20 protein-coding genes are annotated in these 25,074 nt (G+C 69.5%); 10 read left to right on the top strand and 10 right to left on the bottom strand.

The window, feature by feature from the left end; genetic code table 11:
• Window positions 1–12: 12 nt before the first annotated feature.
• Entirely contained in the window at window positions 13–2,643 is a 2,631-nt protein-coding gene (locus tag ASF18_RS14730; RefSeq protein ID WP_056214910.1) for a bifunctional acetate--CoA ligase family protein/GNAT family N-acetyltransferase, read from the bottom strand.
• Window positions 2,644–2,809: 166 nt separating this feature from the next.
• Between ASF18_RS14730 and ASF18_RS14725 the strand changes: the two genes are divergently transcribed.
• The 3 genes from ASF18_RS14725 to ASF18_RS14715 all read left to right on the top strand — a co-directional run bounded on the left by ASF18_RS14725 (window position 2,810) and on the right by ASF18_RS14715 (window position 5,753).
• Complete coding sequence (locus ASF18_RS14725) at window positions 2,810–3,493, top strand: class II aldolase/adducin family protein (RefSeq protein ID WP_056352583.1); 684 nt, start codon at window positions 2,810–2,812, stop codon at window positions 3,491–3,493.
• Between the two features lie 583 nt (window positions 3,494–4,076).
• Window positions 4,077–4,571, top strand: coding sequence for a MucR family transcriptional regulator (locus tag ASF18_RS14720; protein ID WP_056214905.1), 495 nt, complete (start codon window positions 4,077–4,079; stop codon window positions 4,569–4,571).
• Window positions 4,572–4,934: 363 nt separating this feature from the next.
• Window positions 4,935–5,753, top strand: coding sequence for a restriction endonuclease (locus tag ASF18_RS14715; protein ID WP_082487553.1), 819 nt, complete (start codon window positions 4,935–4,937; stop codon window positions 5,751–5,753).
• On the opposite strand, the gene zwf is transcribed toward ASF18_RS14715, so the two are convergent.
• The 5 genes from zwf to ASF18_RS14690 form a co-directional block, all read right to left on the bottom strand.
• On the bottom strand, window positions 5,733–7,259 hold the full coding sequence (gene zwf / locus ASF18_RS14710; RefSeq protein ID WP_082487552.1) for a glucose-6-phosphate dehydrogenase: 1,527 nt from the start codon (window positions 7,257–7,259) through the stop codon (window positions 5,733–5,735). The two genes, ASF18_RS14715 and zwf, sit on opposite strands and share 21 nt — an antisense overlap.
• A 137-nt stretch (window positions 7,260–7,396) precedes the next feature.
• Window positions 7,397–8,893, bottom strand: coding sequence for an efflux transporter outer membrane subunit (locus ASF18_RS14705; RefSeq protein ID WP_156394130.1), 1,497 nt, complete (start codon window positions 8,891–8,893; stop codon window positions 7,397–7,399).
• The gene (locus ASF18_RS14700) at window positions 8,890–12,195 is read right to left on the bottom strand and encodes an efflux RND transporter permease subunit (protein WP_056352581.1); all 3,306 of its coding nucleotides are present in this window, start codon (window positions 12,193–12,195) and stop codon (window positions 8,890–8,892) included. Before ASF18_RS14700 ends, ASF18_RS14705 begins: the two co-directional genes overlap by 4 nt.
• The gene (locus ASF18_RS14695) at window positions 12,192–15,317 is read right to left on the bottom strand and encodes an MdtB/MuxB family multidrug efflux RND transporter permease subunit (RefSeq protein ID WP_056352579.1); all 3,126 of its coding nucleotides are present in this window, start codon (window positions 15,315–15,317) and stop codon (window positions 12,192–12,194) included. The genes ASF18_RS14700 and ASF18_RS14695 overlap by 4 nt, the downstream gene beginning before the upstream one ends.
• A gap of 4 nt (window positions 15,318–15,321) precedes the next feature.
• Window positions 15,322–16,818 (bottom strand): MdtA/MuxA family multidrug efflux RND transporter periplasmic adaptor subunit, encoded by a 1,497-nt coding sequence (locus ASF18_RS14690; RefSeq protein ID WP_056352577.1) that lies wholly within the window; start codon window positions 16,816–16,818, stop codon window positions 15,322–15,324.
• Between the two features lie 753 nt (window positions 16,819–17,571).
• On the opposite strand from ASF18_RS14690, the gene ASF18_RS14685 reads away from it, so the two are divergent.
• From ASF18_RS14685 to ASF18_RS14675, 3 genes are all read left to right on the top strand, one after another.
• Complete coding sequence (locus tag ASF18_RS14685) at window positions 17,572–18,726, top strand: aminotransferase (RefSeq protein ID WP_056275414.1); 1,155 nt, start codon at window positions 17,572–17,574, stop codon at window positions 18,724–18,726.
• Window positions 18,727–18,837: 111 nt separating this feature from the next.
• On the top strand, window positions 18,838–19,278 hold the full coding sequence (locus ASF18_RS14680; RefSeq protein WP_056214886.1) for a DUF4112 domain-containing protein: 441 nt from the start codon (window positions 18,838–18,840) through the stop codon (window positions 19,276–19,278).
• Window positions 19,279–19,303: 25 nt separating this feature from the next.
• On the top strand, window positions 19,304–20,437 hold the full coding sequence (locus ASF18_RS14675) for an ABC transporter permease (protein ID WP_056352575.1): 1,134 nt from the start codon (window positions 19,304–19,306) through the stop codon (window positions 20,435–20,437).
• A 43-nt stretch (window positions 20,438–20,480) separates the two neighbouring features.
• Here the strand turns inward: ASF18_RS14675 and ASF18_RS14670 are convergent, their stop codons facing one another.
• The 3 genes from ASF18_RS14670 to ASF18_RS23760 form a co-directional block, all read right to left on the bottom strand.
• Window positions 20,481–20,819, bottom strand: coding sequence for a hypothetical protein (locus ASF18_RS14670; RefSeq protein WP_056352573.1), 339 nt, complete (start codon window positions 20,817–20,819; stop codon window positions 20,481–20,483).
• A gap of 94 nt (window positions 20,820–20,913) precedes the next feature.
• Window positions 20,914–21,573 carry a transglutaminase-like cysteine peptidase gene (locus ASF18_RS14665; RefSeq protein ID WP_056214877.1) on the bottom strand — a complete coding sequence of 220 codons (660 nt, stop codon included), beginning with the start codon at window positions 21,571–21,573 and terminating at the stop codon, window positions 20,914–20,916.
• 82 nt (window positions 21,574–21,655) lie between these two features.
• Entirely contained in the window at window positions 21,656–21,862 is a 207-nt protein-coding gene (locus ASF18_RS23760; protein WP_156649827.1) for a hypothetical protein, read from the bottom strand.
• Window positions 21,863–21,992: 130 nt separating this feature from the next.
• Between ASF18_RS23760 and ASF18_RS14660 the strand changes: the two genes are divergently transcribed.
• A complete protein-coding gene (locus ASF18_RS14660) occupies window positions 21,993–22,379 on the top strand; it encodes a hypothetical protein (protein ID WP_056214874.1) in 387 nt (128 codons plus the stop codon).
• Window positions 22,380–22,424: 45 nt separating this feature from the next.
• Here the strand turns inward: ASF18_RS14660 and ASF18_RS14655 are convergent, their stop codons facing one another.
• Window positions 22,425–22,823, bottom strand: a complete 399-nt coding sequence (locus tag ASF18_RS14655) for a DUF3775 domain-containing protein (protein ID WP_056214871.1) — start codon at window positions 22,821–22,823, stop codon at window positions 22,425–22,427.
• 102 nt (window positions 22,824–22,925) lie between these two features.
• Here ASF18_RS14655 and ASF18_RS24785 point away from each other — a divergent pair, with 102 nt between their 5' ends.
• From ASF18_RS24785 to ASF18_RS14640, 3 genes are read left to right on the top strand one after another with little or no spacing between them, the layout of a single operon-like run.
• On the top strand, window positions 22,926–23,708 hold the full coding sequence (locus tag ASF18_RS24785) for a DUF429 domain-containing protein (protein WP_056352568.1): 783 nt from the start codon (window positions 22,926–22,928) through the stop codon (window positions 23,706–23,708).
• Window positions 23,709–23,729: 21 nt separating this feature from the next.
• Complete coding sequence (locus ASF18_RS24780; protein ID WP_244472711.1) at window positions 23,730–24,245, top strand: NUDIX domain-containing protein; 516 nt, start codon at window positions 23,730–23,732, stop codon at window positions 24,243–24,245.
• 60 nt (window positions 24,246–24,305) lie between these two features.
• Entirely contained in the window at window positions 24,306–24,977 is a 672-nt protein-coding gene (locus ASF18_RS14640) for a carbonic anhydrase (RefSeq protein WP_056352563.1), read from the top strand.
• Window positions 24,978–25,074 lie beyond the last annotated feature (97 nt).

Genomic DNA, 25,074 nt, shown 5'->3' with positions numbered 1-25,074 from the left:
TCGGCGGACGCGCTACAAGGCGAGGGCGACCTTGACCACGGCGCCATCCTCCGTGTCGGGCCGGACCGTGAAGCCGAGCTGGCGACAGACCGCGAGCATGGGTCGGTTCTCGCGCAGGACCGTCCCCTCGACCCGGGAGAGCCCCTCGACCCGGGCCCAGTCGATCATCAGGCTCATCAGGGCGTGGCCGAGGCCTGTTCCCTTCCGGTCGCCGTGGATCAGGATGGCGTATTCGCCGCTCTCATGGTTGGCATCGGCGTGGAGACGGACGGCGCCGAGCATCATTCCGGTGGCCGCGTCGATCGCCACGAAGGCGATGGCGCGGGCGTAGTCGAGCTGCGTGAGCTTGGCGAGGAAGGCGTGGTTGAAGTCCCGCACCGGTGCGAAGAAGCGCAAGCGCAGGTCCTCGGCGCTGACCGACTGGAAGAAGGTGAGGAACAGCGCCTCGTCCTCCGGCCGCACCGGCCTTACCGTGACGGTCTCGCCCCGGAGGTGGAGGGTGCGCTCCCACTCCACCGGATAGGGTCGGATCGCGAAGCGCGGATGGTAGGCGCCCCGAGCGCGGCGGCCGGCCGCGGTCTCGGCCGCTACCATCACGCGGGCATCGAGGGCGAGGGCGCCGGTCTCATCGGCGAGGAGCGGATTGATGTCGAGCTCGCGCACCTCGGGACAGTCGGCCGCCAGTTGCGCCAGCTTCACCAGGACCAGCGCCACCGCGTGGCGGTTCACCGCCGGCACGTCGCGATAGGCGGCGAGACGCCGGGCGACGCGGGTCCGGTCGATCAGCTCCGAGGCGAGGCGCAGGTCGAGGGGGGGCAGGCCGAGGGCCCGGTCGTCGATGACCTCCACCGCCGTGCCGCCCCGCCCGAACACCACCACCGGCCCGAAGGTCGGGTCCTCGGCGAGCCCAGCGATCAGCTCGCGCTGCTTGCCGCGCCGGATCATCGGCTGGACCGCGAAACCGGTGATCCGTGCCTCCGGCGCCAGCCGCCGGGCCCGGGCGAGGATGTCGGCGGCGGCCGCCCGCACGTCGGCCTCGCTGGTGAGATCGAGGCGCACGCCGCCGACGTCGGACTTGTGCACGATGTCGGGCGAGACGACCTTGAGCGCCACGGCGCCGCCCTGCGCGATGATGGGCCATGCGGCCGTCGCGGCCGCATCGATGTCGGGCGCCAGCGCCAGCGGCACGCTGTCGATGCGGTAGGCGGCGAGGAGGTCGGCCACGGCGACGGGGTCGAGCCAGGTCTGCCCCTGGGCCACGGCGCGTGCGACGACGGCGCGGGCCGCCTCGACGTCCGGCGAGAAGTCGCGCGGCAGCGAATCCGGCGTGCGCATCAGGTCGTCCTGCGCCTCGCGATAGCGTACGAGGTGCAGGAAACCCTCGACGGCGGCGTCCTCGGTGGAGAAGCGTGGAATGCCCGCGGCGGCGAGGCGTCCGACCGCCTCGGCCTCCTCACCGATCGTCACGGCGAAGACCGGCTTCTTGCGTGCGCCGTTCCGACGGATCCGGGTCACGGTGTCGGCGATCGCTCCGGCGACCTCCGTGCCGTCCGAGCGGGCCGTGGGCACGTGGACGGCGAGCACCGCGTCGTTGCCCGGATCCGCCAGCAGCGGCGCGAGGGCGTCGGCATAGGCCTCCGGTCCGGCGGCGACGCCGAGATCCACGGGATTGCCGAGCGTCCCGGCCGCCGCCAGGGTGCCGCCGCGATCCGCGAGCCGGTCGGCCGCCAGGGCGCCGATCCCGCGTCCGTTGCCCAGGATCGCGAGGCGATGCCCCGGGAAGGGGCGCTGGCGCCCGAGCGTCTCCACCGCGGAGAACATCGCATCCAGGCTCTCCACCGCGAGCAGTCCGGCGCGGCGGAAGGCCGCCTCGTAGACGGTGTCGGGCCGGGCGAGCGCGCCCGTATGGGTTGCGGCGTGCCGGGCCGGAGCCCGGTGGCGCCCCGCTCGGAGCACCACGACCGGCTTGGCGCGCGCGGCCGCCCGCGCCGCCGACATGAACTTGCGCGCATCCACGACCGCATCGAGGGAGAGCAGGATCGCCCGGGTGCGGATGTCGGCCGCGAAGTGGTCGAGGCAATCCGCGACGTCGATATCGCAGGCGATGCCGAGGGACAGCACCGCCGAGAAGCCCACGTCCCGGCGGGCCGCCCATTCGACGATGCCGGCGGCGACGGTTCCCGACTGCGAGACCAGCGCCAGGTCGCCGGCCTTGGGGGGCCGGGCCAGGAGACTCGCATCGAGGTGGGCGCCGGGAACGGAGAGGCCGATGCTGCCGGGCCCGAGGAGGCGCAGGCCGTGGCGGCGCGCCTCCGCCCGAGCCGCCTCGCAGACCGCATCGCCGACATCCGGCGTCAGGATGACGGCACCGGCCGCACCGCGCAGCCCGGCCTCCGCGATCTGCTCGGGAATCGCTTCGGCCGGGGTCGCCAGGATGACGAGGTCCGGCGCAACGGGAAGGTCGGCGAAGCGTGGAATCTGACCGGCGGCCGCATCGGAGCCGAGGCAATGGATCGGCCCCGGAAAGCCGCCGCGACGGAGATTGGCCAGGGCCGCCTCGGCCAGCCCATCCGGCCCGGCATCGAGACCGACCAGGGCGATCGCGCGCGGGGCGACCAACGCCTCGAAGCGGTACGTACTCATCGGCCGACCTGCCTCTGCTCGGGTGACGGGGCGGTCGCTCCTGAACCGTCCCGGCAGCAGGAGCGTCGCCGGCTTGGTAACCGGGTCGGATCGCGAACGCGTCCGGCAGGCGGTGTTATAGACCGCCTGCGCCCGACCGGTAGGGCGTTCGCGTCCGGAGACCCGCATGCCGTCCCAGCCTCCCTCTCCCGCCACCGAATCGACGGACGGAGCGATCCGTGCCGACATCGTCGCCGCGATGCGCGACCTTCTCACGCTCGGTCTGAGCCAGGGCACTTCCGGCAACGTGTCGGTGCGGGCGGGCGACGGCTTCCTCGTCACGCCGTCCGGCATTCCGGCCGAGACGCTGCGGCCGGAGGATCTCGTGGCGATGCGGTTCGACGGCGGTTTCGCGCACCCGCTCGCCCCCTCCTCCGAGTGGCGCTTCCACCGCGACATCCTCGCGGCACGTCCGGAGGTGAACGCGGTGGTCCACGCGCATCCGACCCACTGCACCGCCTTCGCGATCTGCGGGCAGGACATTCCGGCGGTGCACTACATGATCGCGGCGGCCGGCGGACCGACCGTGCGCTGTGCCCCCTACGCGCCCTACGGCACCGAAGCCCTGTCGGCGGCGGCCCTCAACGCCCTGGAGGGACGGATGGCCTGCCTCCTGGCCAATCACGGCATGATTGCCGTCGGAACCGATCTTCGAAAGGCCCTCTGGCTCGCGGTGGAGGTGGAAGCGCTCTGCCGCCAATATGCGGTGGCGCTTCAGGTCGGAAATCCCGTGGTGCTGCCAGACGACGAGATCTGGAGAACGGTGGAACGGTTCAAATCTTACGGTCCGCGCAGCCGAACGGACGGGTGATCAGGTCTCGCACGGCCCGGGACAGGTGTCGAAATCGTCCGTTCCGGACCTTTTCGGGCGGACCTGCGTAAATTTTTACGCAGGTCCGTGCGTGGCCGCGGATAAAAACACGCGGCCTCCACAGTCTGTACGAGCCGGTTCGCATCTAGATTTTGTATTCAAGAGCCATTTTAGCGCTCCGGCCAACTCTGCCGGTAATCGGCCCTAGAGGTCCGCTTTAGCTCAAATTTCGATACAGACCTGGTCTGTAAGAGATCATATTTCCTGCCGTAGAAAATTATTTTTCCGGTTCCCCGATCTGAACCGTGAGGCATTAGGGCGCCCAGTCGCCCAGTCCGTGCAGGAACAGGCAAAATCGCGCAAATTTAGTCCAGTTCGTCGGAATGGCAGTGGTTGCTGGTCTATTCCAGTTCACCAGACATCGACCGGATGCGACCTATACGAGACCTGATGAGGCTCTTGCCTTTTGCTTTGCTTCATCATAGCAAGCAGCAAGTCACAACCATGACGCGGCAGCCAAACCTCCCAACCGGCACGACGCCCTCGGGGTGGGTGGTATTCAGAACGCAACGAGAGATTCAGAATGAGCACCGAGAACGGAATCCTGCCGGACTACATCGAACTCGCGGCCGACATCGTGTCCGCATTCGTGAGCAACAACTCGGTTCCGATCGCTGACCTGCCGGCGCTGATCGGCTCGGTGCACGCCACCCTGAGCAAGCTCAACCAGGTCGGGACCGAGGAGAAGGCGGAGCCTCTGACTCCGGCCGTGTCCATCAAGCGCTCGATTACGCCGGACTACGTCGTCTGCCTCGAGGATGGAAAGAAGTTCAAGTCTCTCAAGCGTCACCTGCGGACGCGCTACGAGATGACGCCCGAGCAGTATCGCACCAAGTGGAACCTCCCGAGCGACTATCCGATGGTCGCCCCGAACTACGCGGCCGCCCGTTCGGAGCTGGCCAAGAACATGGGTCTCGGCCAGCAGCGTCGGAAGCAGGAGAGCGTGGCCGTCGAGACCGAGGCCAAGGCGGAGTCGGCTCCGCGCGGGCGTCGGCCCAAGGTGGCGGCTCAGGCCTGACGCCAGGACGCGCAGGCTTAGCGCCGGAACGCGATTGACGCCGGAGGGATGACGAACGAGGCCGAGGCGCATCGCCTCGGCCTCGTTCGTCTTGTCCACAGCTTGTCGACTGCTCCTGCACTGATCTTGGCAGATCCGGTGAAACGACGCGTTTTACAGATCGGGTCGGTATTCGAACCGGCACGATGCCGCGGGAAGGTCGATCCGGCGCGCTAACCCGCAAGATCTCCGGGCATCCGGAGCACTTTCTCCCCTCCGCGACCCGGACGGCGTTAGAGAACGCGCAACCCTCCGCTGCCACGGTCGGGTCCACCGCGGTCGAGGGTCGAACGATCCCGGCCCTCTTCCGGTTGGGACCACCACATGTCGGGTCGATCGCAGCTCGTGGCGCGCCTGTTCTGGACGTCCGTGCTCGGAGGGGGCTGCGCCCTCTGGTTCGGGCAGCCCGGCGCCATCGGAGCCGGACTGGCATGGGCCGGTGTCGTCCTTCACCATCTCGACCGGCCGCGGCGCCTGCGCCGACTGATCCGGAGGATCGCACGCCCCCATGCGCCGACCCTGGCCCTGCGGCGGCGACAGGAATGCTTCGTCGATGCCTACGGCAACCTGATCAGCGACGGCTGGGAGCGCGAGCGAACCTACTTCGCCGAGCGCACGGTGGTGCCGCAGTTGGAGGCCCGTGGCCGCGGCGACGAGATCGACGGAGCCTGGGACGACATCCTCGTCATCATCGAACGGGTGGCGGATGGAGTGCAATTGCCGGACGAGAGCGAGGCGCCCGAGGAGGGCATCGCCTACGAGCGTTACTGCGCGGGACGTCTGCGCGAGGCAGGCTGGAACGCGCGCGCCACCCAGGCCAGCGGCGATCAGGGCGCAGACATCGTCGCGGAGCAGGCCGGGACGCGTCTCGTGGTCCAGTGCAAGCGCTACGGGCGTCCGGTGGGCAACGGCGCCGTGCAGGAGATCGCTGCGGCGATGCGCTACTGGTCCGCCGACATGGCGGCGGTCGTCTCGAATGCCGGGTTCACCCCAGCGGCGCGCAAGCTCGCCGCCGCCACCGGCGTCCGGCTGCTGCACCACGACGCCCTCGCCGAATTGCAGCCCGCGCCGCCGGTCGCCCCGCCGCCCGGCGCCAAGCGGCGCGCGGTTCGTCCCCCGCGATCATCCCTCGCCGAGCGGTAGCCAGCGATGGCCCTGCGCGGCCAGGAGCGCGGTGGCGCCCTCCGGCCCGTCGCTTCCGGCGGCGTAGGGCTCCACCGGCGCATCGGTCCAGGCCTTGAGCAGCGGATCCACCACCGCCCAGGCTGCCTCGATGCTGTCGGCCCGCTGGAACAGGGTCGCGTCGCCGATGAGGCAATCGTAGAGCAGCGTCTCGTAGCCGACGCTCGGCGTCTCGCGGAAGAAATCCCCGTAGTCGAAGGCGGCGGTGACCCGGCCGAGATCCAGGCGTGGCCCGGGCCGCTTCGCGTTCATTTCGATGTCCATCCCCTGCTCGGGGTCGATGCGAAAGCGCAGGACGTCGGGGGTTACGGGCGCATCCGGCGTCGCGAAGGGCGAGTGCGCCGGCGGCCGGAAATGAAGGGCGATCTCGGTGACGCGGTCAGTCATCCGCTTGCCGGTGCGCAGGTAGAACGGAACGTCCTTCCAGCGCGGGTTGTCGATGGCGAGCTTCAGGGCGACGTAGGTCTCGGTGTGGGAATCGCGGGCGACGTCGGGCTCATTGCGATAGGCCGGCACCGCGTGCCCGTGCTCCTGACCCGCCCCGTATTGGCCGCGAACCGCCTGCGCGGGCTGGACCGGTTGCACCGCCTGGATGAGCCGAGCCTTCTCGTCGCGGACATCCTCGGCGTCGAGACTCCTGGGCGGCTCCATCGCCACCATGCAGAGCAGCTGGAACAGGTGGTTCGGCACCATGTCGCGCAAGGCGCCCGTGGGCTCGTAGAAGGCGCCGCGCGCCTCGACCCCGATGGTCTCCGCCGCGGTGATCTCAACGTGATCGACGTGGTCGCGATGCCAGACCGGCCCCAGCAGGCCATTGCCGAACCGGATCGCCAGGATGCTCTGAACCGTCTCCTTTCCGAGGAAGTGGTCGATGCGGAAGAACTGGCTTTCGGTGCCCTGCTCGAGGATGCGTGCGTTCAGGGCGCGGGCCGATTCAAGGTCGCTGCCGAACGGCTTCTCGATGACGACGCGGCGGAAGACGCCCGCCTGCTCCTTCAGCAGGCCCGCCTCCCCCAGGGCATCGACGATCGGGCCGAAGAAGCGGGCCGAGACCGCGAGATAGAAGATGACGTTGCCGGACAGCGCCTGAGCGAGGCCCGTGAAGGTCTCGGCGGCGGTGAAGTCCCCTTGGCGGAAGCTGAGGCGTTCGCTGACGAAGCCCCAGGCCTTGGGATCGATGTGGTCGGGGTGGAATTCCGACGTCCGGTCCGTGGTGAAGGACTGCATCGTCTCGGATAGGGCATCGCGCCAACCCTCGTCGGTGTTGGCGTTGTGGTCGACACCGATGATGCGGAACGCCGGGTCGAGCAGGCCGCCGGCCGCGAGGTTGTAGAGCGCCGGCATCAGGAGCCGCTTCGTGAGGTCGCCGGCGGCCCCGAAGATCACCAGCGTGCAGGGGGGGGCCGCCGGAACGGGCTGATGCTCGGGTGTCGCGGCGGGTGCTTTGGCGGGGGGTGTCTGGTCCATGGCCCACGGCCTCCACTCACGGCTGCGGCGCGGCGCGCCGGCAAAATCCGCTCGTCAACCTGCGGCGCCCGGCGACGTTCCGGCCAAGGTCGTGCCGGATCGCATGGGCTGACCCGACCGGGACGCGGGGCCGGTCCCTATTCGTCGGTGCGGACGGCCTGGCCCGAATCCACCGGCAGGCGGGCTTCCTTGAGGTCCTCCCCGCTCGGCAGGCTGCGCACGTCCCAGCCGCCGCCCAGCGCGCGGATCAGCGAGACCGCGGTGGTGAAACGGTTGAGGCGGATCTGCAGGGCGGCGACCTCGTTGTTCAGGGCGAGCGCCTGGGCCGTGACCACGGTGGTGAAGTTCTGCGTTCCGGCCCGGTACTCGTTCAGGGTGATCTCCACGGCGCGGCGGGCCGAGGCCACGGCCTCGTCCTGGGCCACCTGCTGCCGGGCAAGGATGCGCACGCCGGCAAGGCCGTTCTCGACCTCCGAGAAGGCGGTGAGCACGGTCTGGCGGTAATTGGCCACGCTGGCGTCATAGGCCGCGCGGGTGATGCGCAGGGCAGCCGCGCGGGCGCCCCCGTCGTAGAACACCTCCGTGCCGGCGGCCGCCACCGACCAGACCTGGTTGACGGCGGAGAGCAGGCCGTTGGCCGGGTTGCCCGAGATGCCGCCGGAGGCCGAGAGCGTCACGGTGGGGTAGAAAGCCGCCACGGCGACGCCGATCTGCTCGCTCTGGGCCTGGACGTTGCGCTCGGCCTGCGCGACGTCGGGGCGCCGCTCGAGAAGCGTCGAGGGAATGCCGACCGGCACGGCGGGCGGGCGCGCGGCGAGCGGCGCCACCGGCAGGCTCAGCTCCGACGGCGGCCGACCCACGAGGAGCGCGATGGCGTGCTCGAAGGTGGCGCGCTGCAGGCCGATGGCGATGGCCTGGGCCTGCGTGGTCTGGAGCTGCGTCTGGGCCGTGATCACGTCCGAGCGTGCGGCGACGCCGGCATTGTACTGGTTCTCGGTGATCGCGAGGCTCTTCTTGTAGCCTTCGATGTTCTCGTTGAGCACGCGCTGGAGCGAATCCTGGTAGCGCAGCGTCAGGTAATTGGTCGCAACTTCGGACTGGAGCGTCAGGCGCACCAGGGCGAGTTCGGCGGCGCTGGCCTGGGCCGTGGCGACCTCGCTCTCGATGTTGCGGCGGATGCGGCCGAACAGGTCGAGTTCCCAGCTGGCCTGACCCTGGAGCGAGACGTTGGTGCGCTCGATCCCGAGGGAGCGGGACCGCGAGACACTGGGGGCGCCGGTGACCGTGGGGAACAGGGCGGCGCGGGCCTGGGCGACGAAGGCGCGCGCCTGCTCGTAGGCGGCCACCTGGACCCGCAGGCTCTGGTTGTCGACATCCACGAGGCGGATCAGGCGGTCGAGGGTGGGATCGCGGAACACCCGCCACCAGTCGCCGCGCTCGGCCCCGTCATTGGGCGCGGCCGGACGCCAGCCCTTGCGGCTCGCCACGTAGGCGGCGCTGTCCTCGCGGGTGCCCCCCTGCTTGAACGCCAGGGGCGTCTCCACCGAAGGACGCGCGTAGTCCGGCCCGACCATGCAGCCGGACACGAGCCCGGGCAGGCCCAAGAGGGCGAAGAGTCCGGGGCGCAGCCTCATTCGGCCGGGCTCAGGGCCGCGCCGGCCGCCGGCGCGCGGCGGCGCAGCCGGTCGAGATACAGGTACACGACGGGGGTGGTGTAGAGGGTCAGGATCTGGCTCACGATCAGGCCGCCGACGATGGCGATGCCGAGGGGCCGCCGCAGTTCGGAGCCCTCCCCGCCGGCGAGGATGAGGGGCAAGGCGCCGAGCATCGCGGCGAGCGTTGTCATCATGATCGGGCGGAAGCGCAAGAGGCAGGCCTCGAAGATCGCCTCCTTCGGGGAGGCTCCGCGCGTGCGCTCGGCATCCAGGGCGAAGTCGATCATCATGATGGCGTTCTTCTTGACGATGCCGATGAGCAGGAAGACCGCGATCAGCGCGATGACGGTGAATTCGGTGCCGGACACGAGAAGCGCCAGCAGCGCGCCGATGCCGGCCGAGGGCAGCGTCGAGAGGATCGTGACGGGGTGGATGAAGCTCTCGTAGAGGATGCCGAGGATCGTGTAGACCGCCAGCAGCGCGGCCAGGATCAGCAAGGGCTGGCGTGAGGACGATTCCTGGAAACTCTTGGCCGAACCCGCGAATTCGCCGTGGATGGTGGCGGGCAGGCGCAGGTCGGTGATGGCTTGTTCGATGGCGGCGGTGGCATCGGACAGGCTCTTGCCGGGCACGAGATTGAACGAGATCGTGGTGGCGACGAACAGGCCCTGGTGATTCACCTGCACGGGCGCGTTGCCGGTCTCCAGGCGGGCGAAGGCCGAGAGCGGGATCATCGTCTCCTTGGCGCTCGACACCGGCGCGCTCGACGAGGCGCCGCCCTTGCCGCCCGCGATGGCGTTGGCGGCGGCGTTGCGGGCAGAATCGGTGGCGATGGAGGCGGCACTGGCGTCGGCGGCCGCCGTCGCGCCGACGGCGCCGGTCGCCGCGGCTCCGGTCGGGGCGCCCGCCACCGTGCCGGCCACCGCGTTGGTGGTGGCCGAGCCCCGCGCCTTGCCGCCCGAGGTCGAGACGTAGAGCATCTTCAGGGTGTCGGGGCTCTGGAGGTAGCGCGGCGCGATCTCCATCACGACGTGATACTGGTTCAGAGGGTTGTAGATCGTCGAGACCTGGCGCTGGCCGAAGGCGTCGTAGAGCGTGTTGTCGATCTTGTCCGGGGTCAGGCCGTAGCGGAAGGCGCTGGCCCGGTCGATCACGAGGCGGCTCTCGAGGCCGCCCTCCTGCTGGTCGGAGGTGACGTCGGCGAAGATCGGGTTCTTCTGCAGCGCCTGCACCAGCTTCGGCGCGGCGGCGTAGAGCTCCTCCGCCGTGTCGCCCTGGAGGGTGTACTGATACTGGGCGAAGCTCTGGCGGCCGCCCATGCGCAGGTCCTGGCGCGGGAACAGGTAGAGGCGGGCGCCGGCGACCTGCGACAGCTTCGGGCGCAGGCGTGCCATCACGGCGGTGATCGACTCACGCTCGCCCCGGGGCTTGAGGCCCACGAAGACGTTGGCCGAGTTGGTGCCGCGCCCGCCCGTGAAGCCCACGACGCTGTCGACCGCGGGATCGGCCTGCACGATGGCGGTGGCCTGTTCCAGCTTCTGCTTCATCGACTGGAACGAGATGCGCTGGTCGGCCTGGATGCCGCCCATCATCTGTCCCGTATCCTGCTCGGGAAAGAAGCCCTTCGGCACGATGACGTAGAGGTAGACGTTCAGGCCCACGGTCGCGAGCAGCGAGAGGGCGACCAGCCGACGATGGCGCAGGGCGATGCGCAGGGTGCGCTCGTAGCCCCTCAGCATCCCGTCGAACCCGGCCTCCAGGACGCGCACGAACCCGTTCGGCCGCACGGTCTCGTGGGGGGCCTCGCGCCGCAGGAGCAGTGCGCACATCATCGGCGTGGTGGTGAGCGAGAGCACCAGCGAGATCAGGATCGCCAGCGAGAGCGTTACGGCGAATTCCTGGAACAGGCGCCCGACGATGCCGCCCATCAGGAGGATCGGCAGGAACACCGCCACGAGCGACAGGCTCATGGAGATGACGGTGAAGCCGACCTCGCGCGAGCCGAGGAGCGCCGCCTCGACCCGGGGCCTGCCCTTCTCGATGTGGCGCTGGATGTTCTCCAGGACCACGATGGCGTCGTCCACGACGAAGCCCGTGGCGATGATGAGCGCCATCAGCGACAGGATGTTGAGGCTGTAATCGAGCAGGTACATCGCCGAGTAGGTCCCGACGATGGAGATCGGCACCGCGACGGCCGGGATCAGCGTGGCCCGCCCCGAGCGCAGGAACAGGAACACCACGAAGATGACGAGCACGACGGCGATGAGCAGCGTCTCCTCGGTCTCGGCCAGGGAGGCCCGGATGGTGGCGCTGCGGTCTCCCGTGACCATGAGGTCGATGTCGCCCGGGAGCGCCGCCGTCACCTGCGGAATCGCCGCCTTCAGCCCCCGGATCGTGTCGACGACGTTGGAGCCGGGCTGCTTGTAGATGAACAGGATCACGCCCGGCTTGCCGTTGACGAGGCCGAGGTTGCGCCGGTCCTCCACCGAATCCTCGATCGCGCCTACATCGGTCAGGCGTACGGCCGCGCCGTTGCGATAGGCCACCACGAGGTCGCGGTAATCGGCCGCCACCCGGCCCTGGTCGTTGGCGTAGAGCTGGTAGTGGCGCGTCTCGGTCTCGATGGCGCCCTTCGGCGAGTTGGCGTTGGCCGACGCGAGCGCCGCACGGATGCCCTCGAGGCCGATGCCGTAGTTGAAGAGCGCCGTGGGATCGAGTTCGACCCGCACGGCCGGCAGCGACGAGCCGCCGATGTCGACGTTCCCGACCCCGGGGAGCTGGGACATCTTCTGCTGCACCACCGTGGCGGCGGAATCGTAGAGCTGGCCCGGCGTCAGGGTGTTCGAGGTGAGGCCCAGGATGAGGATCGGCGCGTCGGCCGGGTTGAACTTCCGGTAGGTGGGATTCGACCGGAGGGCCGTCGGCAGATCGGCCCGCGCGGCGTTGATTGCGGCCTGGACGTCGCGGGCCGCCCCGTCGATGTCGCGGTTGAGCCCGAACATCAGCACGAGGCGGACCGAGCCGAGCGAACTCGTCGAGGTCATCTCGGTGACGTCCGCGATGGCGCCGAGGCGGCGCTCCAGGGGCGCCGCCACCGTGGTGGCCATGGTCTCCGGCGAGGCGCCGGCCATCTGCGCCTGAACCAGAATGACGGGGAAATCCACCTGCGGCAGCGGCGCCACCGGCAGCTTCAGGAAGGCGAAGATGCCCGCGAGCAGCACGCCGATGGTCAGCAGCGTGGTGGCGACGGGCCGCCGGATGAACGGCTCGGAGACGTTCACGGCAGCGCCTCGACGCTGTCGGCGCCGCCGGTGCGGCGGCCGGAGAGGCGGCGCTCCAGGCGATCGAAGGCGAGGTAGATCACCGGGGTGGTGAACAGGGTCAGCACCTGGCTGACGATGAGGCCGCCCGCGATGACGATACCGAGCGGCTGGCGCAGTTCGGAGCCGACGCCGGTGCCGACGATGAGCGGCACCGCCGCGAACAGGGCCGCCAGCGTGGTCATCAGGATCGGCCGGAAGCGCAGGATGCAGGCCTCGTAGATCGCGTCGCGCGGGCTCATGCCCTCCTCGCGCTCCGCCTGGAGCGCGAAGTCGATCATCATGATCGCGTTCTTCTTCACGATGCCGATGAGCAGCACGATGCCGATGATCGCGATGATGTCGAGGGAGAGCCCGAACAGCATCAGGCCAATCAGCGCCCCGATGCCGGCCGAGGGCAGCGTCGACAGGATGGTGATCGGGTGGATGAAGCTTTCGTAGAGCACGCCGAGGACGATGTAGACGGTGACGATGGCGGCCAGCACCAGGAAGAGCTGGTTCGAGAGCGCCGACTGGAAGGCGAAGACCGAGCCCTGCGGCACTACGCGGAAGCTCGGCGGCAGGTCGATCGACCGGCGTGCCGCCTCCACCGCCCCCACCGCATCGCCGAGCGCCACGCCGGGCGCGAGATTGAACGACACGGTGGTGGCGGGGAACTGACCGAGATGGCTGATCAGCAGCGGCGCCCGCCGCTCGCTCACCTGGGCCACGGCCGAGAGCGGAACCTGGCCGGAGGCGACCGTGGAGGACGGCAGGTAGATGTGGTCCAGGCTCTCGATGGTCTTGTGCAGGTCCGGGTCGGCCTCGAGGATGACCCGGTACTGGTTCGACTGGGTGAAGATCGTCGAGATGATGCGCTGACCGAAGGCGTCGTAGAGGGCGTTGTCGACGGTGGCCGGCGTGATGCCGTAGCGCCCGGCGGTCGGACGGTCGATGGTGATGTAGGCGGCCAGGCCGCTCGCCTGAAGGTCGCTCGCCACGTCCATCAGCAGCGGGGAGGCCTGCAGCGCCCGCACGAAGCGCGGCACCCAGGTCTCGAACTCGGTCAGGTTCGGGTTCTCCAGGATGACCTGGTACTGGGTCGCGCCCACCGCCGTATCGATGGTGAGGTCCTGCACCGACTGCAGGTAGAGGCGGATGCCCGCGACATCGGTGGTGGCCGCTTTGAGCCGTTCGATGATCTCGGGCGCGCGGGCGATGCGCTGGTCCTGCGGCTTCAGGTTGATGAGGAAGCGGCCGGAATTCAGGGTGACGTTCTGGCCGTCGACCCCGATGAAGGAGGACAGGCTCTGCACGTCCGGGTCCTTGAGCACGACGGCGGCGAGCTTCTGCTGGCGCTCGGCCATGGCGGCGTAGGAGACGGTCTGGTCGGCCTGGGTGACGCCCTGGATGACGCCGGTATCCTGCACCGGGAAGAACCCCTTCGGGATCACCACGAACAGGTAGGCGGTGAGTGCGATCGTGCCGAGGGTCACGATCAGGGTCAGCGTCTGGTGGCGAAGCACCACCCGCAGCATGCGGCCGTAGCCGGCGATGATGCCGTCCATGCCCCGGCGCGCGGTGCGGGCGACGATCCCCTCGCGCCGGTCCTGGGCACCGGGCACGTGCGCCTTCAGCAGGCGGGCGCACAGCATCGGCACGAGGGTGAGCGAGACCACCGCCGAGATGATGATGGTGGCCGCCAGCGTGATCGCGAATTCGTGGAACAGGCGCCCCACCACGTCCCCCATGAACAGCAGCGGGATCAGCACGGCGATCAGCGAGACGGTGAGCGAGATGATGGTGAAGCCGATCTCGCGGCTGCCCTTCAGCGCGGCCTCGAGGGGGGAATCGCCCTCCTCCACGTGGCGGGCGATGTTCTCGATCACCACGATGGCATCGTCGACCACGAAGCCGGTGGCGATGGTGAGCGCCATCAGCGACAGGTTGTCGAGGGAGAAGCCGTAGAGGTCCATGACCGCCAGGGCGCCGATCAGGGAGAGCGGCACCGACAGGCTCGGGATCAGGGTCGCGGAGACGCTGCGCAGGAACAGGAAGATCACCAGCACCACGAGGCCGATGGCCAGCGCCAGCTCCACCTGCACGTCGTGCACCGAGGCGCGGATGGTCGTGGTGCGGTCGGTGAGCACGGTGACGCCGATGGCGGCGGGCAGGGTCGCCTGGAGCTGGGGCAGCAGCGCCTTGATCTTGTCGACGGTGCTGATGACGTTGGCGCCGGGCTGGCGCTGGATGTTCAGGATGACGGCGGGCGTCTCGTCCATCCAGGCGCCGAGCTTGGTGTTCTCGGGACCGTTGACCACGTCGGCCACGTCCGAGAGCCGAACCGGCGCGCCGTTCTTGTAGGCGATGATCGCGTCGTCATAGGCCTTCGGGTCGCGGATCTGATCGTTGGCGTTGATGGAATAGGACTGCGTCGGCCCGTCGATGGTGCCCTTCGGCGTGTTGACGTTGAGGTTGGTGACCGTGGTGCGCAGGTCGTCGATGTTGAGGCCGTAGGCGGCCAGGGCGCGGGCGTTGAAGCGGATGCGCACGGCGGGGCGCTGTCCGCCGCCGGTGCTGACGAGGCCGACGCCGGCCACCTGGGAGATCTTCTGGGCCAGTCGCGTCTCGGCCAGATCGCGCACTTCGGTGAGCGGCAGGGTCTTCGACGTCAGAGCCAGGGTCAGGATCGGCGCATCGGCCGGGTTTACCTTGGCGTAGATCGGCGGGGCCGGCAGGTCCGAGGGCAAGAGGTTGCCCGCCGCGTTGATCGCGGCCTGGACCTGCTGCTCGGCGATGTCGAGGGCGAGATCCAGGCTGAACTGCAGGGTGATGACGGAGGCGCCGGCCGAGCTCTGCGACGTCATCTGGTTGAGGTTGGCGAGCTGTCCGAACTGCCGCTCCAGCGGCGCCGTCACCGCCGAGGTCATCACCTCGGGGCTGGCGCCCGGATAGAAGGTCTGGATTTGGATCGTCGGGTAGTCGACCGACGGCAGGGCCGAGACCGGCAGGTTCAGGTACGACACCATCCCGACGAGCAGGATCGCCAGCATGAACAGCGTGGTGGCGACGGGCCGCAGGATGAAGAGGCGGGACGGATTCATCGGCTCATTGCGCCTCGGCCGGCCGCTGCCGGCGGCGCTCGCGCTTCTGGCTCTCGGGCGCGACGGCATCCGCCTTGGCGGCGTCGGGCTTGGCCCCCTCCGTCACCGGCGCGGCGGCCGGCGTGCTCTGAGCCTCCGCCGGCGCGCCCCGACCACCGGCCGGCTTGCCCTGCACATCGGCCGCATGATCGCGGTGCGGGGCGCTCCGGGCCTTGCCGGCCTCCTCGGTGATGCGCACCGGTGCGCCGTCGCGCAGGCGGTCGGTCCCGTCCACGACCACGCGGTCGCCGATGTTCAGTCCCTCGGTCACCACCGTACGAGGGCCATCCGCCTCGCCGAGCTTGATCGGGCGGACGACGACCTTGTCGTCGCCCTGCAGCAGGTAGACGTAGGTGCCCGGCGTCCCGCGCAGGATCGCCGCCGTGGGGACGATCGGGGCGTCGCGCACGGTATCGACGACGAGCTTGGCGTTGACGAACTGGTTCGGAAACAGGGCGTCGTCCTGGTTCTCGAAGATCGCGCGCAGCTTCACCGTTCCGGTGGTGGTGTCGATCTGGTTGTCCACCGTGTCGAGGACGCCGGTGGCGATCACGTTGGTGTCGCCCCGGTCGTAAGCCGTGACGATGAGCTTGGCGCCCGACCGCACGCGGCGCATCACCCGCGCGACGTCGTCCTCCGGCAGGGTGAAGACCACCGAGATCGGATGCAGTTGGGTCACCACCACGATGCTGGTCGAGGCCGCCGTGATGTAGTTGCCCTGGTCGATCTGCCGAAGGCCGACGCGGCCTTCCACCGGCGAGACGATGCGGGTGTAGGTGATGTTGAGCTTCTGCTGGTCGACCAGGGCCTGATCGGCCGCCACCGTGCCCTCGTTCTGCTTCACGAGGGCCCCTTGCGTGTCGACGTTCTGCTTCGAAATCGAATCCTGCTGGGAGAGCCGCTGAAAACGGGCGAGATCGAGCTTCGAGTTCTGCAGCAGGGCCTGATCGCGCATCAACTGGCCCTGATACTGGGCGAGCTGGGCCTCGTAGGGGCGCGAATCGATCTGGGCGAGGAAATCGCCTTTCTTCACGGTCTGGCCCTCGCGAAAGCCGATCTCCGTGAGGTAGCCGCTGATCTGCGAGCGCACCGTGACGGTGGCGAGGGGCGTGACCGTGCCGAGGCCGGCCAGCACGATCGGGACGTCGCCCGCCGCGACCGTGGCGATGCCCACCGCCTGGGCCGGCTCGCCATGGCCGCCGCGCCCACCCGCTCCCTTGCCGCGCCCGGACGTGGCGGCGACCTGGGTCTCCGTTTTCGGCGCGAGGTAGAAGCGGTATCCGGCGTATCCGCCCCCCGCCAGGATCAGGAGAAGGACGAACCAGAGCCCCGCCCGGCTGCGACGGGCCGGTGGTGCGGTGCGCGACTCGCGCGGCAGCACATCGCCCGGGCGCGCGTCGTCCCGGAGCGTCCCGGGGTATTCGCGCGCTGTCTCGGTGCGGATGGGAGAGGTTTCGTTCATGGCCTGACGATCATGGCGTGTTGCGGACGGCGTTGCGAGCGGAAGAACCGGCAGGCTCTCACGAGACCAACGGCCGCCGGCGCAACGCAATCCCGGTCCCCATGCCCGGTCGGCGCATGTCCGATCGACGCTTGGCCAGCTGGTGCTCGGCCAGTCGATGCTTGGCCGGATCGGCAGGGGCTGCCGATGGGGAGGACATAAGGTCCATGGGCGCCCCGGGACAGGATCGAGCGACGTCGCACCCTGCGCCCCGCATCGGCGGTTCTCGCCCGACCCTGGATCTGCTCCAAGCGAAACTCGACCCCGGCCGGTCCCAGGTCTCGAAGGCGGTCGCGGCACGGCATGGGAGACGCTCTAGGGAACCAATGCGACTCCAGTGCGGCCTTCGCGTTTCCACCGTATTGCTGTCGCGCCGGCACCCGGAAATCCCTGCCGAGACGCGCCCGGTTACGCGGCCAGCCCTCCGACAGACGAGAAAAGGCCGCCGCTGGGGGAAGCGACGACCTCTTCTTGGGAAGGACCGGAGCGGCGACGACACGTGTACGGAACGAGGGGGCGAAGTCCCGCGCTGGCAATCACCGCTCCAGCCGTGAGTCGAGAGTTACGTGATGGCTGATGAAAGTCAACAATCGTCAGGCCACCCGCGCGGAGGTGGTTCGGGCGGCGTGCGAAGACGCACATTTCACCGGGGCGAAGGGGCGTGCTACGCCACGGCTCGCCGCGCCCTTCCCCTTCCCCGAACCCCCGCTCTCCATGAATCCCGTCCTCGCCGATCTGCCGACGACCATCTTCACGGTGATGTCGGGCCTCGCCCGCGACCTCGGCGCGATCAATCTGGGTCAGGGCTTCCCGGACGATCCGGGACCGGAGGATGTCCGGCGCAGGGCCGCCGAGGCCGTGCTGCACGGCGACAATCAATACCCGCCGATGATGGGCTTGCCCAACCTGCGCCGGGCGATCGCGGCGCATTACGCGCACCACCAGGGGCTGGATCTCGAGCCGATGGCGGAGGTGATGGTGACGTCGGGGGCCACCGAGGCCATCGCCGCCGCCCTGTTCGCCCTGATCGCGCCGGGTGACGAGGTCGTGCTGTTCGCCCCCCTCTACGACGCCTACCTGCCGCTGGTGCGCCGGGCCGGCGGCGTCGCGCGCATCGTGCCGCTCCAGCCCCCGCAGTTCCGCCTCGACGCGGACGCCCTGGCGGACGCATTCTCGGATCGGACGAAGCTCGTCGTCCTGAACAATCCGCTCAATCCCAGCGCCACGGTCTTCGGACGGGAGGATCTGGCGCTCCTCGCCTCCTTCTGCACTCGGCACGACGTGGTGGCGGTCTGCGACGAGGTATGGGAGCATATCGTCTTCGACGGCGCACGACATTGCCCGCTGATGGCGCTCCCGGGCATGCGCGACCGGACCGTGAAGATCGGCTCGGCCGGCAAGATCTTCGGCCTGACCGGCTGGAAGGTCGGCTTCGTGATGGCGGCGCCGGCCCTGCTGCGGGTGGTGGCCAACGCCCACCAGTTCCTCACCTTCACGACGCCGCCCGCCCTGCAGGAGGCGGTGGCCTACGGGCTCGCCAAGGACGACGCCTACTTCACCGGCATGCGCGCGCGCTTCGCCGCCTCCCGCGACCGCCTGTCGGCGGGCCTCGCCGAACGCGGCTTCCGGGTGCTGCCTTCCCACGGCACCTACTTCCTCACCGTCGACCTCGCGCCCCTCGGCTGCGACGACGACGTCGCATTCTGCGACGACCTGGTGCGCCGGCACGGCGTCGCCGCGATTCCGATCAGCGCCTTTTATCCGGATGCGTCCGTGCGCCACCTCGTGCGGCTGTGTTTCGCCAAGGCCGACGACGTCCTCGACCGGGCCCTCGACCGGCTCTCCACCGTCGCGCGGCAGGCGGCCTGATGGGCGGGTTCGCAGGGGCGGCGCTTGCGGGCGCACGGGACCGGGGCCACATCCCGACGCATGACCACGCCGCGCCCTTCCCCCAGGCTGGACTTGCCCCGGAGCCCGACCATGGACTTCACCCAGACCGCCGGTGCCACGACCCGCTTCCGACCCAAGGCGGACGACCGCGAGGCAACGCTGCTGCGCCTGGAGGCGTTCGCACACCTCATGGATTCGGCCTTCGTGATCCCCGGCATCAACCGGCGGGTGGGCCTCGACGCCCTGGTGGGTCTCGTCCCGGTGGTGGGCGACGTCGCCGGCATGCTGCTGGCCTCCTACATCGTGGTGGAGGCGCGCCGGCTCGGGGCGCCGCGCTGGCTCATCGCCCGGATGGCCTTGAACATCGCGGCCGACGGGGCGCTCGGTGCCGTGCCCCTGGCAGGCGACCTGTTCGATGCGGCGTTCAAGGCCAACCGCCGCAACGTGCGCCTGTTGCGGCGTCACCTCGAGCGGCATGGCGGCTTGCGCCCGAACGAGATCGAAGGCACGGCGACGCACATCGACGGCTGAGATCCGACGTACGGGGGGGCGCCCGATGAACGAGGTCGCGCGTCCCGACAGCGCCCGGGCAGTCGCCCTGCCCCCGCCGGGGCGGGGCCTCTCGCCCTTGAACCGGCGGCGGCTCGCCAATTTCCGGCGCAATCGCCTGGGCTACTGGTCGTTCCTGATCTTCACGGCCCTGTTCGTCACGAGCCTGTTCGCAGAGTTCATCGCCAACGACCGGCCGCTGGTGGTCTCGTACAAGGGCGAGATCCTGTTCCCGGTGGTCATCGACTACCCGGACGAGAAGTTCGGCGGCTTCTATGCCCGGCCCAACTACCGCTCGGCAGAGACGCGCAAGGAGATCGCCGACAACGGCTGGGCGATCTGGCCGCCGATCCCCTATTCCTACGACACGATCATCGATGGCCTGCCGACCCCCTCCCCCTCGCCCCCGACCTGGATGCTGACGGAGGCCCAGTGCCAGAACGTCGGCAAGTCCTGCTCCGAACTCGAGACGCACTGGCTCGGGACCGACAACACCACCCGCGACGTGCTGGCGCGCATCATCTACGGCTTCCGCATCTCGGTGCTGTTCGGGCTGATCCTCGCCCTGATCTCCTCGGTGATCGGGGTGATCGCCGGGGCGGTGCAGGGCTATTTCGGTGGCTGGGTCGACCTCGCCCTGCAGCGCTTCATCGAGGTCTGGAGCGGCATCCCGACCCTCTACCTGATCATCATCATCTCGGCCTTCATCGAGCCGGGCTTCTTCGTGCTGCTGGGCATCCTGCTGCTGTTCTCGTGGGTGTCCCTCGTCGGAGTCGTGCGCGCGGAGTTCCTGCGGGCCCGCAACTTCGAGTACGTGCGCGCCGCCCGGGCGCTGGGCCTCTCGAACATCCGCATCATGAGCCGCCACCTCCTGCCCAACGCGATGGTGGCGACGCTGACCTTCCTGCCCTTCATCCTCAACGGATCGATCGGGACGCTGACCTCCCTCGACTTCCTCGGCTTCGGCCTGCCCCCCGGCTCGGCCTCGCTGGGCGAATTGCTGGCCCAGGGCAAGGACAACATCCAGGCCCCCTGGCTCGGACTGAGCGGCTTCTTCGTGGTGGCGGTGATGCTGAGCCTGCTGGTCTTCGCCGGCGAGGCCGTGCGCGATGCCTTCGACCCGCGAAAATCCTTCGCCTGACAGCCGTTTGCCGCCGCGGCGGGGAGCCTTGAGAGAGAGCTCTTCAGAGCGGGCGCTGGCGACCGCCGTCGAGCAGCCAGCCCCTGGCACGGAGGAGCAGGGCCGGCCGGACCCGGGCGACGTCGTCGCTATCGACGAGGGGGGAGGCCGCGAGGGCGGTGAGGTAGGCCTGTTCGCTGGGCCGGCAGGTGCGCAGGGCCGCGTCGGCGGCGATGACCCGGCTGGAGAGGACGACCTCGAGGGCGAAGTTGCGGTTGAGGCACGCGCGCCAGGAGGCGTGGCGCTCGGCCACGCTCGGAGCCTCCTGCGCCGCCGCGGACGCGACGAGCAGCATCAGCAGAGCGGGCGCAGCGGCGGTGCGGAGGTGATGGCGGAACGTCATGGCGGGGTATCCCGGAGCGGGATCACCCTCGCGCCGCCACGCTTAACCGCCCCTTAAAGGATCGGATTGTCCACGATCCCGCACGGGGACAGCGTCAGCGGTTGGCGGTGGTGACGGGCGAGGCGGCCCGGCCCAGGGACACCCAGGCGACGGCATCCTGGCTCTCGCGCTTGATGAAGGTGTAGCCGGTCTGACGCCAGGGCAGGATCGTGCTGGTCTTGTTGTCGAGGATGAGGTCGCCGCGATCCGTGATCAGGGTCAGAACGGCGTGCCCCTCGCCCTTCTCGTCGATCACGACCGTCATCCGCATCGCCCGGCGCGGCAGCCCGGCCTCGGCCAGGAGCTTGCGCTTGAGGAGCTGGAAATCCTCGCAATCGCCCGAGCCGTCCTCGGCGAGGTCCCAGCGGTCCGCGACGCGCAGGTGGTCCATGTCGGTGACGGCGACGAGGGACTTGTTTACCCGGCGGTTGACCGAGACGATGGTGTTCCAGATCGTCGGCGTCAGGGTGATCTGAGCCGGCTCGGCGCCGTTCACCGCACACTCCGTCGCGTAGGCGGCGCAGAAATCGACCCAGGCGGCGATCGGGCGGGTCTGGGCGCCGGCGCTGATGGCGCTTGGGACGGTGGGCAGGGCTGCCAAGGTCTGCGCCTCCGCCCCCGACAGGGCGGCGAGGCCCGCGAACAGCGTCGCGGCGCCGAAGGCGGCGAAGCGGGTCGTCAGAGCCGAGAACCGCTGGGAAAACCCGTACCGCATGACCGCCCTTGGCCCCGTTAAGCTTCTGTTAACGAATGTCCCACGGCCGGCGTTGCACCACAATCGGCGGGTTAAGAAAAGGTTAACGGTGTGGATGGCGGCGCTTCGGTTCGCCGTCATGGCGTTCGGTCGACGCACCGATCCACCACGACACGCCCGAGATCGGCGGCGGGAACGACGCCGTCCCCGTACGGCCGCGCAGCGTTGCCGGACTGAATTTCATCGCGTGTCCGTGTTGCGGTCGAGGATTGTTTTGCCGGACGCCGAACAATCTCGGGTCGATCTGCATGCGACGGAGTCTCGGCTGGGCTCGCACGCCGCAAGTGTCCCGGGGTCGGGCGGAGGGACGCTTGTCACCGGATGAGGAGGCCCCATTTCCACCCGCGAGGGCGCAATCAGACCGAGACGACGAGACTTCGATGATTGAGGCAGATCGACCCTTCCGGACCGCCCGGCTGGCCACGGCGCGGCTGGCGCTCGCCGCAGCCCTGGCGGCCGTGATGATCCCCGCCGCTCGGGCGCAGGAGATGCCCTACGTGAACCCGGAGAGCGGGACGTTCCTGATCCATGGCAATTACTGCGGACCGGGCAATCGCAGCCCGCGCCCGCCCATCGATGCCCTCGACCTCGCCTGCATGCACCACGACATCTGCTCGCCACCACGTGGGCAGATTGCCACCTGTGCCTGCAACGACCGCCTGCACGCGGAGGCCGAGGCGGTGTCGGCGGATTCGCGTCAGCCGCAGGGCCTGCGCGACACGGCCGGCTTCGTCGCCGACACCGCCCTCGCCCTGCCCTGCCGCTGACGCCACGCCCCGGGGCGCACCGCCCGCCTCGGGTTCCTGTTGGCCTTAGGCCTGGGGCAGGTCCGGCGTGATGCCGAGGTTGGACAGGCCCTCTTCGAGAAGGTCGCCCGCATTGGGGATGCCGAGGATCTCGTGGGCGGCCCCTTCGCCGACCGCCTCGCGCTCGCGGGCGAAGCGTACCGCCTCGGACCATTCCTCGGGCTCCATGTCGCCGCGCCCGATATAGAGGAGCGCCAGGAGGTCGGCGCGCTCGTCGTCGTTGAGGGCGCCGATCATCGACCGCAATTCTTCCTCAGTGGCGTCGTCCGTGCCCGAGACGAGCACGTCGGTGGCCCCGTCATCGGTGGGGTTGGAGCCGGAATCGGGGTCGGTCGCCCCTTCCTTCACATCGACGGCGCGCACGCGCAGGATGATCTCGGTGACCTTGTCGACGGCGATGTCCATGAACGCATTCCCGCTTCGGCGGCCGCCGGCAGCGGCGGTCCTGAGCAGCGACAACGGGCCAAGCCCGATCCGGTTCGCGCCGACCGCGTCCGGCCGACACCGATGACGCGCTGGATCGGGGGTCTCGACGGGTGCCGTGGGGCCTGGGCCGGGGTCCTCCTCGACCTCGACGACCCCGCACGCTTCCGCGCCGTACGCGTCGCTCGGCCGGTCGACCTCCTCGACGGTCCCGAGGCGCCGATCCGCGTGGGGATCGACTGTCCCATCGGTCTGGAGGCACACGTGACCGGCGGTGGACGAAGTGCCGATCGGGCAGCACGCGCCGTCCTGGGTGCCGGACGGGCCAGCGTGTTTCCGGTGCCGGCCCGCGCAGCGGTCTATGCGGCGACCTACGAGGACGCGAAGGCGCTGTCGCGGGCGCACAGCACGCCGCCCTTCGCGCCCTCGATCCAGTGCTGGAACATCCTGCCTGCCATCCGGGCGGTCGATGGGCTGCTGCGCGCCCGCCCGGATCTCATGGCGCGCCTTCACGAGGTCCATCCCGAGATCGTGTTCCGCTGCCTCAACGGCGGACGTCCCCTGGCGGCGGGCAAGAAGGGCCCGGCACGCCAGGCGGGCCTTTCCGAACGCCGCGCCCTGCTCGGACGCGCCGGCCTGCCCGAGGGCCTGATCACGGGACGGCCATCCGGGGTCGGTGCCGACGACCACCTCGATGCGCTGGCCGCCCTCGTGGTCGCCCGCGATCTCGCCGAGGGCCGTGCCCGCCCCCTGCCCGATCCGCCCGACCGGGACGGCGAGGGCCTTCCCGTCGCGATCTGGATGCCGGCCGATCCGCCAGGCCACCCCCTGGCCGCCAGCGAAATCCCTGCTAGATCGGGGAGCTGAAGCGGGGCGGCGGGAATGGACATGAGGCAGGATCTGACCGTTCGCGACATCGCCCGGGCGCTGGTGTTCGATCCCGATCACCGTCTGTTGCTCATCGCCTACGAGTCCGTGCGCCCGATCGATCCGAGCAAGCCGGAAGACCGCACCTTCTGGTTCATGCCCGGGGGCGGGCTGGAGGCCGGCGAGACGCATGTGGAGGCCTGCCGGCGCGAACTGTCCGAGGAAATCGGCGTGGCGGATGCCGAAATCGGGCCGCAGGTCGCGTCCTGCGACGGCCCCTTCCACCTGTTCCGGACCTCCCGCTACGCCCGCGAGCGCTACTTCGTCGTCCGCCTGCCCAACGCGACCGTGGACACGAGCCGCCTGGCCGAGACCGAGGACAACCCCGTCCTCGGTACCCGCTGGTGGACGCTGGCCGAACTCGCGTCCACCTCCGAGCGCATCGAGCCGAGGGGGCTGGTCGAGGTCGCCCGCGACATCGTTGCCGGGACGATACCGGCGGCGCCAGTCGTCGTAAACTGGCGGGAGCAACCGTAGCCATCCGGCGCGCCACGCGTTGGCGCGCCTTCCACGACACCCATGAGCGAGGATCAACCCATGTTTCCAGAGACGCTGAAGGCCGGCTACCGCTCCTTCATCGACGGACGCCTGACCGACGAGGCCAAGCGCTACGCCAAGCTCGCCGAGGGCCAGAGCCCCGAGGTCCTGATGATCAGCTGCTGCGACAGCCGCGTCTCGCCGGAGGTGATCTTCGATACCGGACCGGGTGAACTCTTCGTGATCCGCAACGTCGCCAACATCGTCCCCCCGCACGAGACCGGCGGCGATTATCACGGCACTTCGGCGGCGATCGAGTTCGCGGTGGAGGGCCTGGAGGTCAAGCACATCGTGGTGCTGGGGCACGCCACCTGCGGCGGCATCAAGGCCTACGCCAACCCCGCCAAGCCCCTCTCGAAAGGTGACTTCATCGGCAAGTGGGTCTCCCTGGTCGAGCCCGCCGCTAGCAAGGCCGGCGACACGGAGGCCCCGGACTACCTGACCCGCCTCGAATACGCGATGGTCGCGCAGAGCCTCGAGAACCTGATGACATTCCCGTTCGTGCGCAAGCGAGTGGAAGGCGGGCAGCTGATCCTGCACGGGGCCCACTTCGGCATCGCGCGCGGTGAATTGCTCCTGCGCGACCCCGAGACAGGCGCGTTCAAACCCGCCATCGACCAGGCGGGACGCAGCCTGAGCCCGGCTTCGATGATCGGCTGCGCCGAGGCGTAAGCCCGCCCTGAAACGAAAAAGGACGCCAAGCCCCGAGGCTTGGCGTCCTTCTCGATCGTCGCACCACGCCGGGCGATGAAGCCCGACGTGGCACTGG

The organism is Methylobacterium sp. Leaf89 (assembly GCF_001422215.1).
Taxonomy (GTDB): domain Bacteria; phylum Pseudomonadota; class Alphaproteobacteria; order Rhizobiales; family Beijerinckiaceae; genus Methylobacterium.
The sequence above is the reverse complement of the archived record's forward strand: the minus strand, read 5'-3'. Positions and strand labels throughout refer to the sequence as shown.